17 protein-coding genes and 1 pseudogene are annotated in these 18,982 nt (G+C 39.3%); 2 read left to right on the top strand and 16 right to left on the bottom strand.

Annotation, left to right across the window (positions count from 1 at the left end):
* Nucleotides 1-147 precede the first annotated feature (147 nt).
* Complete coding sequence (locus tag A8708_RS28125) at nucleotides 148-813, top strand: FadR/GntR family transcriptional regulator (RefSeq protein WP_068669232.1); 666 nt, start codon at nucleotides 148-150, stop codon at nucleotides 811-813.
* Between the two features lie 506 nt (nucleotides 814-1,319).
* Here A8708_RS28125 and A8708_RS28120 read toward each other — a convergent pair.
* The 9 genes and pseudogenes from A8708_RS28120 to A8708_RS28095 form a co-directional block, all read right to left on the bottom strand.
* Nucleotides 1,320-1,682, bottom strand: a complete 363-nt coding sequence (locus A8708_RS28120; protein WP_068669230.1) for a helix-turn-helix domain-containing protein — start codon at nucleotides 1,680-1,682, stop codon at nucleotides 1,320-1,322.
* Between the two features lie 721 nt (nucleotides 1,683-2,403).
* Nucleotides 2,404-2,778 (bottom strand): DUF2750 domain-containing protein, encoded by a 375-nt coding sequence (locus A8708_RS28115; protein WP_068669228.1) that lies wholly within the window; start codon nucleotides 2,776-2,778, stop codon nucleotides 2,404-2,406.
* A gap of 18 nt (nucleotides 2,779-2,796) precedes the next feature.
* Nucleotides 2,797-3,027, bottom strand: a complete 231-nt coding sequence (locus A8708_RS35065; RefSeq protein WP_275667942.1) for a polymorphic toxin type 8 domain-containing protein — start codon at nucleotides 3,025-3,027, stop codon at nucleotides 2,797-2,799.
* 111 nt (nucleotides 3,028-3,138) lie between these two features.
* Nucleotides 3,139-3,463, bottom strand: a pseudogene (locus A8708_RS36670) (transposase); the annotation flags it as partial.
* Nucleotides 3,464-3,835: 372 nt separating this feature from the next.
* Nucleotides 3,836-4,216: an Imm50 family immunity protein gene (locus tag A8708_RS28110; RefSeq protein ID WP_068669226.1), complete on the bottom strand. Its 381-nt coding sequence runs from the start codon at nucleotides 4,214-4,216 to the stop codon at nucleotides 3,836-3,838.
* A 13-nt stretch (nucleotides 4,217-4,229) separates the two neighbouring features.
* The gene (locus A8708_RS28105; protein ID WP_082927870.1) at nucleotides 4,230-4,766 is read right to left on the bottom strand and encodes an HNH/endonuclease VII fold putative polymorphic toxin; all 537 of its coding nucleotides are present in this window, start codon (nucleotides 4,764-4,766) and stop codon (nucleotides 4,230-4,232) included.
* Nucleotides 4,767-4,933: 167 nt separating this feature from the next.
* Nucleotides 4,934-5,083 (bottom strand): hypothetical protein, encoded by a 150-nt coding sequence (locus A8708_RS36240; protein WP_204787653.1) that lies wholly within the window; start codon nucleotides 5,081-5,083, stop codon nucleotides 4,934-4,936.
* Between the two features lie 338 nt (nucleotides 5,084-5,421).
* A complete protein-coding gene (locus tag A8708_RS28100; RefSeq protein ID WP_068669222.1) occupies nucleotides 5,422-6,072 on the bottom strand; it encodes a hypothetical protein in 651 nt (216 codons plus the stop codon).
* 17 nt (nucleotides 6,073-6,089) lie between these two features.
* The gene (locus A8708_RS28095; protein ID WP_068669220.1) at nucleotides 6,090-6,284 is read right to left on the bottom strand and encodes a hypothetical protein; all 195 of its coding nucleotides are present in this window, start codon (nucleotides 6,282-6,284) and stop codon (nucleotides 6,090-6,092) included.
* 145 nt (nucleotides 6,285-6,429) lie between these two features.
* On the opposite strand from A8708_RS28095, the gene A8708_RS28090 reads away from it, so the two are divergent.
* Complete coding sequence (locus tag A8708_RS28090; RefSeq protein WP_204787652.1) at nucleotides 6,430-6,822, top strand: hypothetical protein; 393 nt, start codon at nucleotides 6,430-6,432, stop codon at nucleotides 6,820-6,822.
* Between the two features lie 406 nt (nucleotides 6,823-7,228).
* On the opposite strand, the gene A8708_RS28085 is transcribed toward A8708_RS28090, so the two are convergent.
* From A8708_RS28085 to A8708_RS28050, 7 genes are all read right to left on the bottom strand, one after another.
* Nucleotides 7,229-7,693 (bottom strand): ankyrin repeat domain-containing protein, encoded by a 465-nt coding sequence (locus tag A8708_RS28085; RefSeq protein ID WP_082927857.1) that lies wholly within the window; start codon nucleotides 7,691-7,693, stop codon nucleotides 7,229-7,231.
* 23 nt (nucleotides 7,694-7,716) lie between these two features.
* Nucleotides 7,717-8,154: an HNH/ENDO VII family nuclease gene (locus A8708_RS28080; protein ID WP_239696873.1), complete on the bottom strand. Its 438-nt coding sequence runs from the start codon at nucleotides 8,152-8,154 to the stop codon at nucleotides 7,717-7,719.
* 772 nt (nucleotides 8,155-8,926) lie between these two features.
* Complete coding sequence (locus A8708_RS28070) at nucleotides 8,927-9,133, bottom strand: hypothetical protein (RefSeq protein ID WP_068669216.1); 207 nt, start codon at nucleotides 9,131-9,133, stop codon at nucleotides 8,927-8,929.
* Between the two features lie 316 nt (nucleotides 9,134-9,449).
* Nucleotides 9,450-10,178: a hypothetical protein gene (locus A8708_RS28065; protein WP_068669214.1), complete on the bottom strand. Its 729-nt coding sequence runs from the start codon at nucleotides 10,176-10,178 to the stop codon at nucleotides 9,450-9,452.
* 13 nt (nucleotides 10,179-10,191) lie between these two features.
* A complete protein-coding gene (locus A8708_RS28060) occupies nucleotides 10,192-15,231 on the bottom strand; it encodes a polymorphic toxin-type HINT domain-containing protein (protein WP_068669212.1) in 5,040 nt (1,679 codons plus the stop codon).
* 101 nt (nucleotides 15,232-15,332) lie between these two features.
* Entirely contained in the window at nucleotides 15,333-17,870 is a 2,538-nt protein-coding gene (locus A8708_RS28055) for a S8 family serine peptidase (protein WP_068669210.1), read from the bottom strand.
* 245 nt (nucleotides 17,871-18,115) lie between these two features.
* Entirely contained in the window at nucleotides 18,116-18,853 is a 738-nt protein-coding gene (locus A8708_RS28050; protein WP_157265087.1) for a ThuA domain-containing protein, read from the bottom strand.
* Between the last annotated feature and the right edge of the window lie 129 nt (nucleotides 18,854-18,982).

Below are 18,982 nucleotides of genomic sequence, written 5' to 3'. Positions count from 1 at the left end.
TACATACTATCTATATTTGAATCATAGTATCTATTTTTTCCTTTGTCAATTCATAAATGCCATTTTTTTCACTTCTAAGTTAAGTGTTTTTACAATATTTTCTGTGTTAGAATAACAGATAATAATTGAGCGGAACGAGGCTGCATCATGAAAAAAACGGTGTTTGAAACCACCATCAACGTATTTAAACAAAAAATTATGGACAAGGAATGGGCCCCAGGAAATCGGCTTCCTACCCTCCAGCAATTGGCCAATCATTTTTCGGTTAGCGTAACGACGGTTAGGGAAGCTCTTCGCACGTTGGAAAGTCAAGGGCTGATTAGTATTGAGCACGGACGTGGCATGTATGTTAGAAATGACCCGCTTTTACTCGAAGATCCGACGATGCAGCTTGAAGAATTAGGTCATATTTCGCTTGTTACTGTGTTGGAAGCGAGATTATTGATAGAACCGGAATTAGCTGCCTTGTGCGCCCAATATGCCTCAGAATCACAAGTCAGAAGGCTTCATGAATTAACCAAACAAGTAGATCAAGAGATGAAAGAGGGTGGATCTTACTTAGATACGGACTTGGCATTTCACCAAGTTATTGTGGAAGGTGCGAGGAACCCAGTTCTTGGAAGAATGATGGATGCTATTATACCTCTTCTTAAAGACGCCAGAAAACAAACCAACACGATGCCCCACATGAGAACGAAAGCTTCGCACTATCATGCGTTAATAGCCATAGCTATTGAAGAGCGGCAATGTGAGAGGGCAAGAACCTTGATGCACGCCCATATTACCGACATGCTGGAGGCTTTGAGAAAATGATTGATCGGAACCGATTCTACGTGGTGTAGAGTGAAAGGCGGGGAGTATTAGTATAATGGCTAGTGTACTTTTGTTGTCATTGTCCCAATATTTAGAGACACATGGTTTATGTATCATACATTGTATCCCGTAGCGCAAGCTCCTACTATCTCTACTCGCACATATGTATACAAATTCAAACTCAGCGGATTATCAAGTTGCCCTCCCTTTATTCACATAGATGCTTGCACTTAGGCTGCCCAATGCAATTCATTTGGGGACGATCGCTGATTGTGAGGGGGAGGGGAGTAGTCATTACCATATCAAATTTGGTAATTTCCGCAGAGGGGTAAGCACAGCAGGCGTAAGCGCATAAAATCATTGAAGAACAATAGATAATGGTTAGTGCATCCCCGTACACAAAAGTCGAATTTTATCTAAGCCATGAAGCACGGTCACACTCTCACCGAACGTCAGAAGCCGCAGAACGAATCTCTGCGGCTCTTGGTTTTTGCAGTCTACCTTACTTAATTCTCTAGCCGATCAAACGTCCCCAGAACTTCCTTGGCGACCTTCAGGAGCATTTGAACTTCTTCCAGATTTCTACCGACTAATAATGAGTGAAAAGCGGCAATTAGTCCATTCTTATCGTTGCATTCCTCAATGCCCTCTATACCCTCCACACGGAATACCTCTACCGCATTGACATCCAAAGCCACTAGCACCTTCTCTAGCGTTTCAAGTGAAATATTTCTAGAACCTCTTTCAATATCTGATATGTATGTGATGTAAACCCCTGATTTTTCTGCTAAAGACTCCTGGGTGTAACCTTTTTCTTTTCTCAATGTTCTGAGCCGATCTCCAACCATTTTAGTAAAGTCCGATGACATATCATCACTCTCCTACCTACAAGCGTAAGAGAGCTCGGTGTATGCATACAGAGAATTAAAACAGAAATATTATTCCGAAGTTCGTATGTATACGACATTATGATGATAGTATATATACATATAAAGGAAGAAATACTTTAAAAATGGTAAAGTCTAAGAAGGAACACAAATGAGATTAAACTTCAAGTCGATAGTTAGCTTGGCTGTTCTGGCAGTATTTTTATTTTTTAACTGGTTGCAATTATGATCAGACGAAACTTGAAGATGCGACTAACAAAGATATTGCCGATTTTAAGAAGTGGGAAGCAAAATAGGATAAAAAGAAATGGGAAAATGAAAAGCCATACAAGATGTGAAGATCACTCGTACAAGAAGTAGGTATATTGGAGCAGCCATGCTGCTCCTTTTCTTTGCATGAACTATTGCTTGGTCAATCCCGTGCACATACATAGTTCCTGCCTTCGCAGATTTTCTTCTGACCGAGATAGAATGGTTTGTAAGTAGTCATTCGCTTACCACTTTTGAAAAGGATTAGTGGTGAACGCTAATCTACGGAATTGAAAATGGGATGTACTCTCAGCCGCTAGTATCGTTCTAACAGTTATTTGTGTTGTTAGCGATACAGCGGCGGACAAAAAGAAACCACCTTACGATGGTTATTGGGTAGCCCCCATCAAAGAAAAAACCTTGAAAAGCACGAAGCCAATCAAGGTCAATAAAGTTAATATTTCTCTAGTTCTGCCTTTAAATCTCTGATCAAAATATCTACATCTAAGACAGCAGAATCATCATTATTAAAGAATATTGATGGTTTTAACCCATCCACCTTTAATCGAGGCAGTAGATCATCAATGAACTCATACAAGTCCATACTTTCACCTAAATAATTTTCCCAATCATTGTTGGCACAATGCTCTGCAAACTCTCTTTTGGGCCAAATAGGAAATAGCACGTTTCCATTGTCATCTTTGGTCACTGCCCATCCATCTTCGTATAGCCCCCACACAGTTTCTGAATCTACAACTTTTTTTACGAAGTATTCATATCTAATGTTAGCAGGTTGGTTTAGCACAGATTCAAATTCTTTTAGATTCATAGAACCTCCTAATTAGTGTTACCTCTTCTTTCCATTGTAATCGTACTTATGTTGAGTTTTATGGTTCTTTGTTATCTGTAGATCACTGTATTCGTAGCCATAGCCTTTTCTTGCTTCATAGCCACGTCTATGAGCCATTTGATAACCTTGCGGAACTCTAATATTATCCCTTTTTCCGCGCTTAATCTCATTTATATCACGATTAATATCTCCACTCAAAAAGCTTGAAACCTTATCATCATCTTCAATTTCCTTGAATCGAGCTTGCTTACCTGACCTTCCACAATTGCTTGCAATCTTAAAATCTTAAAATCTCTTATAGAAAAGGTGGCAACTGATTTCCAATTACCACCCATTATATCAACCGGCTTTGGGTTCCGTTAGAGGACTCGCCGCCCTATATTCGTTTTTGTGCTTCATCATGCTGTAGATGATTTTCACAAGCCTTCTTATGACGCATATGAGGGATTGCTTTTCGTCCTGCCTTCTGCTAACTTGCGTTGGTAGAACTCGTACATGAGCGGATTACGCTGTGTCTTGTTCTTTCCTTTGGCGACTTGGATTTGCTGAACGGCTAGGTTATGGAAGATGGCGTTCAGTGCCCGATGGCTTTTCCGCTTGCTTGGTCTTTACCCTTGCCGCCCGAACTAAAGCGGACAGGGCCGATTCCGGCGAATCGGGCTAAATTGTGTCCCTGACAATATAGTGGTCGGACTATCCAGTGGATTAGTTGCGATGTTCCTGAAAATATATGCATCGGGGTATCTATTCGCAAAGTTGCGATTAATTTGAAAAACCTGTAAGAAAACAAAGATAAGAAAAAAAGGGCAATCTTGGTGGTATCTGACCATAATCAACCTGTTTATCGCATCTGTATTGCGATATTGGGGTTATGAAAATAAAGCCTTTAATGTGCGTACAAACAATATGACGAAATCTTTATACAGGTATTACATGGGTTAGATGTGTTATTGGTTAAATGATTGGTTCAATCGACACTAGGTATCCCCCACCAAAAATAAGCCCTGAAAGGCATGTAGCCAATCAGGGCAATTATTTAATTACAATAGCCAGTAACAGATTGAATAAATCCTGATTCAGCCTTAATTAGGACATTAACCGTTCCAGTAATCTTAACTACAATTAAATCCGCTTCATCCTTAAAGATTTCAATATTTGCCTTGTAGTCATATGAACCGGAATTCAGTGTAATTTCTTGAATAGCCGACAAGTCAATTCTAACAGCAACAGTATTGTCGCCTAGTTCCACCCACTTCTTGGGTGGTTTTTCGGCATAATAAGGCATATCAAATTTAACTGCAACAACACGCCCTTCATCATGGATGTTTACTTCAGCAATGCGAACATCCTTAAGTTTAGGTACTTGTTCATACAAACCTACTAGAAAGTTGTTTCTTTCCAAGACTTCATACCACACTTCTTAACCACCTCTATTTATTAAATGGATAATGCTCCATCGTACCAGGAACTTTTCCTGTTCGGGTATTATCGGCGGGTCTTACATTAAAATGTGGACCTTGCCCACCTTTTTGGTGTCCTGCACTATGGTCTTGAATTACAATCTTTTTACCGTCTTTGTTAGTGCAAACATATTCTCTAGTACTAATAACTTTTCCATTTGAATCTTTTATTACATGTCCGCCCTCATGTTGTGCTAAGCGCATATCCACTCGATTTACCGCTTCAGGTTGTTGACTCCTCGGTATGCCTGCATCTCTTTTTGCTTGATTCAGAGCACCGTTACGGCTAAGTTGACCCGCCTCCTCAACTAGTTTAGCCTCTCTCATAAAGAATTTTCCTTCAGTCCTCAATGCAAGGAAAACTCCACCTTCAGCAAGTGCCCCTATATCCCCAGAAGTAAATTCGCCGTCTGTTAAGATATCATAGTTTTCTTCTCCTACAAGACCTTCACGAACAAACATTTTAAGACCACTTTTAAAGCCGTCCCACATTTCACTAACACTCATGTGACCTGTAGGGTCAGTTTTCGTCAACGGATTATTCTCCACATACGTATACAAATTTAAACTCAGCGGATTATCAATCTGCCTTTCATAAGTATCCTAGTTAATAAACCGTCATCCATCGATAGAAAAAGTGGTAACCATTAACTTCCAGTTACCACCTCATTATATCATCTAGCTTGTTTCATTGGCACAATTGGCATCACATATTCCTTCTTGTTCTTCATCAAGGCATAAATCACATCTACCAGTTTTCGCATAAGACAAATGATTGCTTGCGTCTTGGTCTTCCCAGCAGCTAGCTTCTGCTGATAATACACGTAGTAGTACGGATTATTGGGTTCGCCACTTCCACGCTTCGTCCCAATCTGTCTACAAGCAAGCCTATAAACAACTCATGTAAGGCTCTCCGTACATCATACATCGTTACTGTCATAGCTGATTTGTTTCTGATGGGGGTGGAATACCTTAGTGAACAATAATTTGCTTGCTACGATTGAAAGTGTTTAGAGGTGAAAGCTGGTGGCTGATCTACGGAACTGAAAATGGAATCAAATCTCTGCCGCTAGTACCGTTCTAGCAGTTATTTGTGTTGATAGCGATACAGCGGCGCAAAAAAACCTTGAAAGGCATATAGCCAATCAAGGTTGTTAAGCCATTACGTACTCTGCATTTCTGTCTGTAGAAGATTGCAAGATTTACAAATATAAAAATAAAGAAATGATTCTCCAAAATTGAAAGTAAAGCCTTCGTGAACCAAACCTTCTGAATCAAAATCCTCACTGCAAATCGTTGCAACATACTCCATATCTTCATTACACGAGTAACACTTATTTTGAATGGGTTCTGTTGCAATAAGTGGCTCACCTAAAATTCTACAAATATATTCTGAGCCAAAGTCTTCAAAAGCTTTGTCAGTATCCCCTTCATTTGAGGGAGTATCTGTCTCATATAGTTCTTCAAATTTTACGTTAGAAAATGGCAATGGATTAGGAAGATGATCTTCTTTTTCACTAATCCATTTTTCCCCATCAGTTTGTTTCAGAATTGTAATAGTTCCTGTTCGAGGTTCAATTTCAAACACCTGAGTGGACCAATAAGAAGAGCAATTCAAGCAGGAAATTAGTGGAATTCTATCCAATTGCCCATTTGATAACTTTTCTAATCTATTATCTTTCAGGTCAAAATTAAAGATTAAGTGCAGGTTAGTATCACAGTTCGGACAGATCGGTGTATTCCATGAGTCCCCACCAAAGGAATGAAGATACTTATCAATTCCCTTAATTACTCTATATCCTTCTCTCCTCATAAAGATTACTCCTCCTCTTATTTTTTATAAATTTCCTGACCATAACGAACTGTTTGCTTAAGACCTTCGTTATATTTTCTTCCAAAATTATTCTTTACATCCCAAACATCTCTAGCCATACGTTGTCTTCCACTCAGTCCAATATCTGCTCTCATTGATGCTTTACCTTTTCCGGCAAAAGTTCTAGTCATCTCATGATCAGATTTACTCATTAAGACAGCAGGTCCTTCATTTCTGCTTATACCTTGAGTTTTATTATAAGCATTTTGTGCAATGTGATGTCCAACCTCATCTGAACCTTTAGAAGCATCTACTGCTTTAAAACTTCCACCAGTAACTTTTCCCGTACCCTACTATGTGAAGGTTCAAGAGAAATTGATGACCAATGACCACATTCATGTCGTTAATTACCTGAATCAACTTAAACCAATCGAGAGTTTGATTTCTACTGGGGACATAATTGGGATGTTGAAGGAACATCAACCATTAGCTGAACGACAATGGGCATTGAATGCATCACAAGCGTCAGATTCTCACGTTTATACAAAAGATCAGCTTGAAAGGGATTCAAGAGCGCCATCCAAAAATCCTGAGGATTACAATTCAAAAGGTGAATACGTGCCGAAGAATGGTGCATCGAAGAATCCAGCAGATTACAATGCTAACGGTGAGTACAAACCAGTTGAATCCATGACAAAAGAAGAAAAGCGGAAAGAACTTGAAGAGATGCTAAGCAGGGTATCAAAATGAGGGTCAAAAACCCTTTCTAGCTAAGAAGGAGAGCAGCCGACAAGCTGTTCTCGTTTTATTTTGAGTAGCCAATTGATTCATGTCCCACATCCTGACGAGCAGAAATAGTGCGCTGTTCTCGTAGTGGTGATTCGGTTGATACTGGGTGGCTTCATAGCGGAGGTTACCACAGGTCTAATTCTGTGAGGGCAGAGAAAATATGTGAAGATTAGCGTGCGCCGCTAGTATCATTCTAGCGGTTATTTGTGTTGTTAGCGATACAGCGGCGGATAAAAAGAAACCTTGCAAGGTGGTGTCTACATGGGTTATATGTGTTATTGGTTGAATGATGAGTTCATTCGGCACTGGGTAGCCCCCACCAAAAAAGAAACCTTGAAAGGCATGAAGCCAATCAAGGTCTCTAACTTTATCTAAAATACTGAGTCACATCATAATTTGAAATTGTTTTGGCTAACTCGATAGGGGATACATCATAATTGTTTTTTGAGTGTGCGTCTGCACCATGAGATAACAGAAGTAGAATCACTTCACCCCTCCCCCTCGAATTAAATACTGCACGAAACAAAGGAGAATTGCCATGAGAATCCTTCACATCAACATTAGCTTTATTATCTACTAACAGCTTAACAACTTCCGGCAAGTAATTTTGAGAAGCGTAATGTAAGGGGGTATATCCTAGATTATCTTGTGCATCTACGTTTGCCCCTCTTTCAATTAGAAATTTTGTGATTTCCGTCAAATTATCAATTACTGCATGAATAAGGGCAGTCCTTCCATCGTCGTCCACGGTATCAATATTCTCGCCAGATTCAAGTTGTTGTTGTAGTAATTTAATATTTCCAGTAAGTACAGCATCAAAAATTTTTGACATTTTATGTGCTCCTTTTTTATGAGTTATGGCATTTCATATTTGTGACTCCGATTAGATTTTGGGTCTTCAATCTGATACTTATCAGGATTGTTCATTCGGTCATTAAATTCTTTCTGTGTTAATCCTTGCTTCTTAGCTTTTTCAGCTTCTCGCCAATGTTCATTACCCGGCTTGTGTCCTAAATCATATTTACCTTCAATCGGTTTACCTGTATTCGGGTCAATAAATTTCCCGTCATCAGTTTTAGGAGCACGATTTTCCACTTCTTTTCTGACTTCTTTTCTAATATACGGTCTTCTAAGTTCACCCTTCCCCTCAACCAAACTACCTAGACCTTGCTCAATAGCTCTTTTCCCACGACCAAGTCCCGTAACCCCAGGAATCGCCGCAGCAAGAGAATCTAATCCTGCCGCTAAATAATCTCCCTCGGCTAAATCCATGGAAATATTTTGGACATCCATTTGCAAATCTCGTGAAGATATTAGAGCGGATACATAGAGGTATAAAGCGCACATTGGACAATGACCCGTAGGTCCAGCCAACTTCAATAATCTTATATCTTAATTTATTGAATTCCATTTGCGCAAACAGACCTGTAAACTCTATTCTTGTAAAAGGCTTTGTAAAAAATTCAAAATAATATGATTTGGCACAGATATCCCATGAAAAAATCTTTATACGGGTATTACATGGGTTAACTATGTTATTTGTTGAAAGTGAGGTCTTCCGGCACTGGATAACCACCACCAAAAAGAAAAAACCTGAATGGCGAGAAACCAATCAAGGTTAATTTATTGACTATTTCAGTGGGTCTTTATGCCACTTGTCATCACCCATAATCCTATCTATGATATGTTCTGCTTCCCACACTGCAGCAATTTCTAGCCCATCACATTCTTGCTTACTAGCCCATTTCATTTCCCCTTTATGATATATTGAGTATCCGCCAGATAATTTATCAATTACACATGCAGGAGGAGGCCATGCTTCATCTTCATCTTTAAATGGACGATTAATAACAACTGTCCATTGACCTGATTTCAGTACATCATCATAAACTCCAACTATAAACTGATAATCTTCATCTTGAGGTATGTCTTCTGCCGATTTACCTATTTAACAAATAAATTGCAATACTTGCATCCTTAAACCTCCTCCCGAATGCAAATCCACCATCCGGCAAAGGTATAACATACACATCTCCAAGTTTTATTCGCTTGCGCTTTGTACTAGTCATGGTTTACCAAACTCCTTATTTGCAGAATCAATATATTTTTGTTTATTTTTATTCTTGTCGGAAATTCCATTTATGCTATTTCCGTACGTTCCTCCCTGAGATTTTGCACCACCATTCTTCTCAATCAACTGCTGCTCCCTGCCACGCATTTTTGCTGCTTGATGTTTTTCAAGGGTTGCACGGCCAAATCCTTGCTGATTCATGTGATAATTCGGTATCCCTTTTAGCGATTTTCTCTAATGGAGTCCCTTTGCCACTGAGAGGAACAATAGTTTCTGAGGACACGAATCAAATTACTATTCAAACTGGCAAAAAACACAACAAGTTAACCTTACTATATGATGTGAATGCAACAAACCGTTTGGGACAATCAGTGTATAAAAAGGTCTATATAACCGTCGAGAATGAAAGCTACAAGAACAAATTAAAGATAATGTCAATTGAATATTAAGCCAGCAGCGGACAAAAAGAAACCTTGAAAGGTATTTACCGATCAAGGTTAAAAAAATTACTTTCTGACTATTCAATTCTAACTGCAACCATATTATCACCATTTTTATTAACTAAGACAACTTCAGATTCAGAAGTCCATACTAATTGGCCCAAATGTTTAGCATACGCAAATTCATCAGGTAGTTCTGAAATTACCATTATTTTTCGTACTTCCGTACCATCCATCTGCCTAATTAATATTGATATATCCATGCTTTTAACGTTGTGTTGGCACAACACTTCAGCATAATACTTCTTTTGAGGACTTTTAACGGCTTTTCTCCAAATCCATTCATTCAAATAACCAATTTTCTCTATTTGTGATGAAACGTCTCTAAATGCGTCAATTACCCAGTCTTTTTCTCTAGATATTTTCTCAATTCCTTTCAAAAGAAGATTAAGAGTAGTTCTCTTTTTCTCGTCATCATTTCCCAAAATAAATTCATTATAACTAGATTTCACTTGTACTGTAACAATTCCAGAAAAATTTAGTATCCTTTCATCAGTAATACTTTCAACACATTCAATAAGAACTTTCTTGCAATCTTCTGTTTTCATCTTAACAAATAGACGCTCGAACATAGCTGTTATACAACGAGTTTCTAATCTAAACGAACGTCTTTTATCATCCCAATTTAAATTGTAATCAAATTTAGTTGCATCATGATACTCGCATTTTTTTTCATTCATTATTGCTTGTATTCTTTCTTTGTCGACGATGTATGGTAAATCTAAATCAAATTCTCTTAAATACAAGGTTAACCTCTCCTTATTCCCAAGGTCGTGGTCTAATATGCTTGTCCATAGGCTGTCCTGCATCCCATAGTCTTTGAGCATTCTGCATTTCCCAATTAAGTGCATCTTGTCTATTAGCAATGCTCGGCTGCACAACGTTTGCTTTGTATTTATTATATCCAGCCATTTTATTCCAACTATTTATTTGTTGGTTTGCTCTAGGGGAAGAGCCATTTTTATTTAAAGGTTGCCCACTTATACCAGTTTTAGCAACCTTCCCCGTAGTTGTTTCTGATATTTCATATCCATGCTGTGGTTTCATACTGGCCTTACTATTTCCATTAAAACCACAACTCGTATTATGCACCCAAATCCCAAGGCCGCTGACAAAATAGGTATGAAACTCTTCAACCGTCATGTTGTAGACCGTGACATTCTTATGTTCCAGTTCGATGCTGTCTATTTTGAGTGTATTCCCATCGCTCTGTACAAGCATGTCACCGATTTTAAGATCTTTAACGAACGTCCATCCCTTACCTTCTACATAGAACGGATGGTTAAAGGTCGATTCAATCGTCTGACCACCCACAAGAATTTTATAAATCTCATCCGTTTCGTGGTTAAACGTGGCTGTGACTTCTCTGTAGGCTACCTCACCAGTCTTTTCATCCTTGGAAAGAACCCTATCTCCGACTTCAATGTCTTCGATATTCTTCTCCGCTTCGTCTGTTTGAACTTTAGTTCCTGCCGTAAAACAGTTACACCCTTTAATTGCAGCATCTACTATTTCATCAGTTGCTTTTACTCCATCCAAAAAGTCATCAGCATGAACAGCAGTTCTTACTGCAGCCCCAGTTCCTGTAACGAACGGTACAAATGCTGACCCAACATCTAATGCTAAATATCCTGCATTTTCCCAACTTGGAGTTGTTACAAGTTGATACGTATCATACAAAGCAAATCCTATATCTGCAATGATGTCGAAAAAATGTCCAGTAGGGTCATTATACTTTATTGGATTATTAGCCGCATACGTATATAGGTTTAACGTCAGCGGATTATCAATCTGCCCTTCATACGTATCCTCATTAATAAACCGTCCTATACTCGGATCATACCAGCGTGCTCTTAAATATTGAAGCTGCGTTGTGTCATCCCAATACTCCCCACTGTATCGAAAAGGCTGAGGTACGGATTCTTGAACAACCAAGGGATTTCCCCATATGTCATAACTATAGGAATTCATTGGGTTCCCCGAGGCATCTTGAACCCCAATTATATCTCCATGTCCATTTTTTAAATAATAAGTTTTGTTTTTACTTGCATCTACCCTAGCTACCAGACCATGTCCGTATATATAACTAGCTTTCATTGTTACAGAGTCACCATTAACAGATCCTTCAGCAATGAGCTGACTACCGTTAAAATAGTATCTTGTCGTCTCTCCATTTTCAGAACGTTCGTAAAGAAGCCCATCCCCATCATACTTGTAACTTACGTTGGTTCCGTTCTCAGACGTTACTGTTTGGAGCCTATTACGATCATCATACTCGTAACTAACTCCCTGGATTCCATTTAAGCTATTTGACTGATATGTAGATCGATTTCCGCGGGCATCGTAGGTATATACTTCATCAAACTGTGATGCCGTACTTATTCTATTATCTGCATCATAGGTATAAGAATAACTTGATTCGTTACTTGAGTCCTTCTCTTTTTTACTTGTAATATTATTGTTCAGGTCAAACACATAATTAAACTGGTTAACAACATCCCCGTTTGCTCTCTTATGAGTGATGGAGTTCATCCTCACCCAGTCATATGAGTAACTGGTAGTGATACCATTTCTTTGAACAGATTCCATAAGTAAATTGTTTTTATTATAACTATTTGGTGTTTCGTAAGACTCATCCCAGTCATTTAAAGCTGGACCTACTCCCTTAAGACGATTCTCTTTATCATACCCATATGCACTCACGGTACCAAAAGGATCCGTAACCGTTTGAACATTTCCTCTTGTTCCATCATAAGTATACGTTATTTTTTTGTCGTCAGGATAAGTGACTTTCATCAGCTGACCAGTTTTTGGATAGTAATCATAGTTCGTAGTAGTTTCATTGCCAACCTTCATTGTTTTTCGTTTACCCGATGACGTATACGTATACTCAACCGTCCCAGTTGGCGTAATCTGCTTCCATAATTGGTTTCTGTTGTTGTATTGTTGCTCAGTAGTAACCCCATTACGATCTTCACGCTTTGTGAGTTGATTATTACCATTATAATAATATTTTTCAACTTGTTGGGCGGTATTACTTTTTTTAATTAATCTTCCTGCCTCATCATATTGTTTCTCAACAATACTATTATCACCAGCGTATTGAATTTGAGTAAGATTACCGGCCAAGCTATACGTATACTTAGTAAGATTAGATAGTGGTACCGGCTCTAGAACTGAGTTGATCCTTCCTAAAATATCACGACTATAAGTGATTGCCTTACTTTTCGAATCCTCCGATGTCATTAAATTATCGAGGTAGTCGTACGTATAGCTGGCGAGTTTCGCAAAGGCCACTTCTTCTTTCTTTTTAAGTTCACGTAATTTAACTCTACCTTTTACATCGAATGTTTCACGCACTTGATGCCCTTCACCATCAGCAGTTATTTGCTGATTTTTAATGTCGTCATAATATATATCACTTGAGAATCCATCCGGATATTTGTATTGAATTAACCGATTCCAAGGATCAAATTTGCTCTCTGTAATATTCTCCTCGGCATCCTTAATTTGGGTTTGGCGACCATAGGCATCATAGTTGTATCTAATAGTTCCATTTCCCTCAATGCCTTCAGATGTTTTCCAACCGAGTTCATTCCATTTAGTTATAAAAACTACAGCCTCTTCGTTACTGAAATGAGGTTCCATATAAGTGACTTTGTTGTTATTGTCATCATAAATCCATTCCTCAAAACTATTATCTTTAAAAGTTTTTTTTGTTAATCGGTCTAGCTTATCATACAAAAACGTTGTTTCTATACCACTGCCATCTTCGTAACTACTTACTTCTCCAGAATACGTGTAATAATCAGCCTTTTGAGTAATTTGAGACCTTAAACCATCAGCATCGGTTGAGTAATAGGTACGTTTTGTTAGAAACCCACCATAGTTGGGAGATAGACTCTCATAAGAATCTGTTACTTCATAAACTTTATTATTGTCATCGTAAACCTTAGTTGTTACTTTGTTTCCAAACGAATCGTAATCATAACTTAGATGTTGCTTCAGCGTCCCAGTTGAATCCGTTACACTAATATCGGTGATGCTACCTTTAGAATTGCGGGTATATGCTGTATTTTTATTATTATTTGGAGTCACTTGCTCTGAGACGGTTGATAGCCAATGTGTAGAGGAACTGTAAGTATATGTAGTTTTTGCGCCATCCACATTAGTGCTATCTATGACATTGCCATATAAATCATAATTATTAGTAGTTTTATAATCTTGAGAATAAGAAGTATTTCCATTAAAAACTTCTTTATACCGAACAGTAGTTACGTTGGGAACATTATAAGTTTCCAATTGTGTGTAACCATAATCTATTGACTTTAAGATAGTCCTTTTTTGACCATCTTTTTCATCATCAAATTGGTTCTCTATTTTAACCGATCTTAACAGTGGAGGGCTGCCGCCACCATAATACCTGATAGAATTGGTGTATTTATCAGTTTGTAAAGTATCCTTTATCGTTGTTTCAAAATTGAAAGAACTACCATAACTACTTTGGGTACCCAATCCGCCCAAATAAGTGATATCCTTATGATTTTTAACTGTTGGTACTCCATTTTCAGTAACACTATCCTCCCGGGACTTAGTTCTGAAACTCGGATAAAAACCACTCCTACCAGCCCAAATTTGGTACTCTCCAAAATATTCGTAATTAGTTTTCCCTTGTGTTGGATGGGTAATGGACTTCATTAATAGAAACGGCATTGGATCGTTATATGGATACCCCGTATATTCATCTATCTGTCTATCATGAACAAGATTAAATTGTCCTACCTCCCCTTTATATTCAAACGAAGTTTGCCGATTCTCCTGATCGATAACTGAATTTAATTGTTTAACAGAAACTCCTGAGTCATTCATGTAATTCATGGTTGATAAATTATATACAACTGTTCTGTTGCCATATGTCAGTATAACTTGGTTTGTGTTTGTGTCATCCACATACTTTATATTGAGCATATTGTTCAAAGAATCTGCAATTGACTTTAAGCGAAATCTTCCACCATTATAACTCTCGTACGTAAAGTTAATTTCGTTCTGATAAGCATCTGAAATTTTGATTAACAAACCATTTGCATTAAAACGGTAGTCTCTATTATCATTTATAGAATGCAAAAGCGTATCCGTGCCATCGTTTTTTATCTCCAGATCCTTCCACTGATATCCTTGTAACCCCCCATTAGAAATTTCATATGTCCCTTTTTCCGGTAAATGAATGTACTTTCTAGTTCCATAGTCTAATGGATATGGGAATGTCTTCGAATAAATGTACGGGATATTCCAACTCCAACCTACACCTATTGGAAAAATAGCTTGCGATGGTTTTTGAACTCTTTCATTAAATAGTCGTAAATCTCCGTCATTTGACCATTTATATACTACGAAAGGATCAAAATAACTAGCATCGTTCGTGTCATACATTCTAGTTAGCGTGAATGATAGTCCATTTCTCCCAGGCAAAGTAATATCAGGATACTTAAGAGACATTGTTCCAGTCATTGTAGAAATATCTTCAACATCGTTTCCAATATTAAAAGGGGCAGTGTCAGGCTTTATATTTACCTCCATGATAGCAGAAGGGTTAGCAGCTGCAGTCGCAACCGTAGATGTATTAGTTAAATTAGCATCGGAATTGATTTCTGTTGTACTATTTTCGTTTTTTGTCAAAGTAGAGTCGTCCCTGAAGCTTTCGTCCTGATTCGGAGTACTCTGCGCCGCGGCAAATGTTGGTGAGATGAGAGAGAAGAGTACAGTGATGATGAGTAAAAGTGATAGGATTCTCTTGTCCATAGTTACCTCCTGTAAATTTTAGACAAAATTGAATATATAGTGACATGAAAGATTTGATATTCCTTTGTTTTGAAAAGTGATACAGTCCTACGAATCGTTCCCTATGGCGTGCCTATTGTGACTTTCTTTAGATTACCATTGTTATCGTATTCAAAAGATTTCACGATTTTCCCCGTTGATGTTACGCTTATCGATGTTAATCTTCCTTGTGTATCATAGGTGTAGGTTAATTTTCCATTAGCAAAGAAACTTAACGTATTGCTTGCCGCAGATATATTTCCTGCCGTATCCTTCGCTTTCACCGTGAAATTGTATAGGGTATTGGCTGCAAGACCTGTCACCGTGTATGTAGCCGTGCTTCCGTTTACACTTCCAATCAATGTAGTACCGTTGTAGATGTCATACCCCGTTACCCCAACATTATCTGTTGATACCGTCCATGCGATAGATATTGTGCTAGTTGTCACTCCCGTTAATTTCAAATTAGTTGGTGTTGTCGGGAGAGTTGTATCAATGTTTATCGTTTGTACGGTCTGATTTCCTGCCGCATCCGTTGCCCAAACTGTATACATTCCGTTCGCTATAACTGTAAAGACAATGCCACTCAGTACAGTTCCACCTGTTACAAAGTAGCTGGCTGTTTGACTACCACTTGCCCATTTCGTTTGCGTTACTCCGACATTATCCGTTGCATTGACGGTGATTGTGACTTGTTGAGTAGGTGTCGTCTGCGATGGTGTGAGTGTTATGACTGGTGGCATCTCATCTAGTAGCGTCGAACCAACATGTATTGTAAAATAAAATTCAAATGTACTGTCCGATTGTTGATAATATCCAATAAACTTAATGGTGTAATCCCCAGGTGCGAGCTCGTTTTCCGTATACCAATTGTAATTATTAAACCCCCAATAATGTTCATCGGGAACTTGATACGATTCTGTATAGTAGTAATCAGGCCCTGTAATTTCAACATTCAAATTCCGGATATCAGTTGACATACTAAAATAAATTGATGCTGTTTCTCCAGGAGAAATCGTCTGACCATCGCCAATTTTATCCCAATATAATTCTTCCGTAATCCCCATCTCCGGAAGCTCCACATCCTCTAACTGTGACTGAAATTGGGCGGTTTTTAGCTGGTAATCCGACAGTAATTGGTTCATAGTCTCTAACTGGGAGCTGTTATAATCGATGGATTGAAGTGCCAGCTTATAGACGGATTGGGTAACAGACAGTTGAGTGTATTCCGCTCGTGTGACTGAAGGGCTGTCCTGACGTAGGATGCCATATTCTATTTTCAGCTGATTAAACGCAGCGTCAATGTCCTTCGCCAATTGAAGTTTGTCCTGCTCCATGGCATTCTTTTGCATCACGGCAAGCTTCTCCAGCAAGCCCCGTATTTCATATTCCTGACGACTGATGCTGAACAATTGTCCCTTGCCTGGATTGTTCGGAACGATATTCGATAAATCGGCACTAGCCAGAACTTGAAGAAAGCCTGCTCCGTATTCATGACTGTGGCCTAATTTAACGGCCTGTACAAGCAACTTCTGACGAACTTGTTCGGCGGTCAGATCTTTGTTGGCCGACCATACTAGTGCCGCCGCACCGGCCGCATATGGGGCTGCCATAGATGTTCCAGAGCGAATGCCGTATTCACCGTTCAGAGCTGTACTCCAGATTTGCTCTCCAGGAGCCATAAGGTCTAGCTCAGTACCAGTACTGGAGAATCCCGAACGGATATAAGCCTCATTAACCGACCCAACTGACACAACCTCCGGATAACGCGCCGGGTATTTCTCCATCTCTCCGCCTGCTCCATTGTTGCCAGCAGCCGCTACGAACAAGATGCCGTGTTCGGCAATTGCCTCTTGAATCACTTGATGAAGCACCTCGCTGTATTCCGCACCACCAAAACTCATGGACACAATTTGGATGCCGTTGTCAACGCACCATTCAATAGCATCAATGACGGAGCTGTAATAGCCATTCCCCTTGGCATCCAGCACCTTCAACACATACACCTGGGCATCCGGGGCCGTCCCTTCTGTCCCGAATCCATTGGCAGACGCATTGATGATCCCTGCTACATGCGTGCCATGTCCGTTGTCATCCTCAAAGGTAGAAGTACCTTCAACAAAGGTTTGACCGCCAGCAATCCGCAGATCCGGGTGTGCTGTGAAGACACCGGTATCCAAGACAGCTATCTTGATCCCGTTACCGGTCATTCCCTGATCATGTGCATAAACGGCTTGGGTTGCTGTTACTCCCCATGGCACGATTGAGTGGGTATTACTTGGATTCACCTCTTGGCTGGACTGGAGATTAACCAACTGGTCCTTTTCAATGATCGAAACATTTGTATCCGCTTTCATTTTCTTTAAATCATTTGGACTCAACTCTGCTACAACAGTGGTGGAGCGATTGCTCGTTTTATTCATTCTCTTAACATTAATTCCTCTTTTGGAAGCCCATTGGCTTGCATTGGATGAATTTTTCAACTTAATCAGATAAGTTTCTTTCTTCTCTGCTGTTGCGGCAGCGTGAACGGGCTCACTGAGTAATTCGGTAAAACTGATAAAGAATAACAAAATAATCATCAGTAAAATAACCGATTTTTTTCGCTTTTTTACCCTCATTCTACTTCATCTCCCTTAATTTAGTAGGTTGCATTTTGTTATATTATGCCAGTTCTTGTATTTTGTAAATATTATATTATTTGGAATATTTTATAATTATATTTTATAATAAAATATCACGAATTCTAATTCAGAATAACGTATATTATGCTATAAATGTTATTTTTTGTGTTGATTCCAGATAAAATTGATCTAATAAAAAAAGCATGCCCCAAATTGGGAGCATGCTCGGTACTGCGCTATTATTAAGCTTTAACCTTCGCTTTAATCTCTTCCAGCGGCTTGTGGTTACCGTATTTCGGGTATTCGCGCGTAGATGGCGCTGCCCACTGAACGGCATTGGAGATGACGCGGCGGATTTGCTCATTGTAGTAAGTGCGGTAAGTCTCATGACCTGGGCGGAAGTAGAAGATCTTACCGTTCCCACGGTGGAAGGTACAACCGCTGCGGAATACTTCCCCGCCTTCGAACCAAGAAACCATGATAAGCTCATCAGGTTGTGGGATGTCAAAATGCTCCCCATACATTTCCTCTGCCTCAAGATCAATGTACTCGCCAATGCCTTCCACGATTGGATGATGGGGTGCAACGACCCATAGGCGTTCTTTCTCGTCAGCCTCGCGCCATTTGAGATCACAGGATGTGCCCATAAGCGTTTTGAACACTTTGGAGAAATGACCGGAATGCAGAACGATGAGCCCCATGCCTGCCCATACACGCTTTTGAACACGAGCTACGATTTCGTCTTGTACCTCACCGTGTGCTTTGTGCCCCCACCAAATCAATACATCTGTATTGTTCAGAACCTCTTCCGTCAACCCATGCTCAGGATCGTCTAATGTTGCATAGGTAACTTGGACAGAACCGCTAAGGCCCTCACCAATAGCTGTATGTATGCCATCAGGATAGGCTGAGCGGACGATTTCACTTTCTTTTTCATGACGATATTCGTTCCAAACGGTTACTTTTAATGGTTTACTCATCATTCAATCCTCCACGATAGCGTATTCATTCTTACTTCTGAGTATAGGTTTTCACAACCTACAAGGAAAGGCAGAATTGTGCCTACTTCTTATTCAATAGTGTCATCTACTACCCTGTGATGTTATACT

It is taken from the genome of Paenibacillus oryzisoli (genome assembly GCF_001653565.1).
Taxonomy (GTDB): domain Bacteria; phylum Bacillota; class Bacilli; order Paenibacillales; family NBRC-103111; genus Paenibacillus_E; species Paenibacillus_E oryzisoli.
This window is presented reverse-complemented; position numbering and strand designations above follow the sequence as displayed.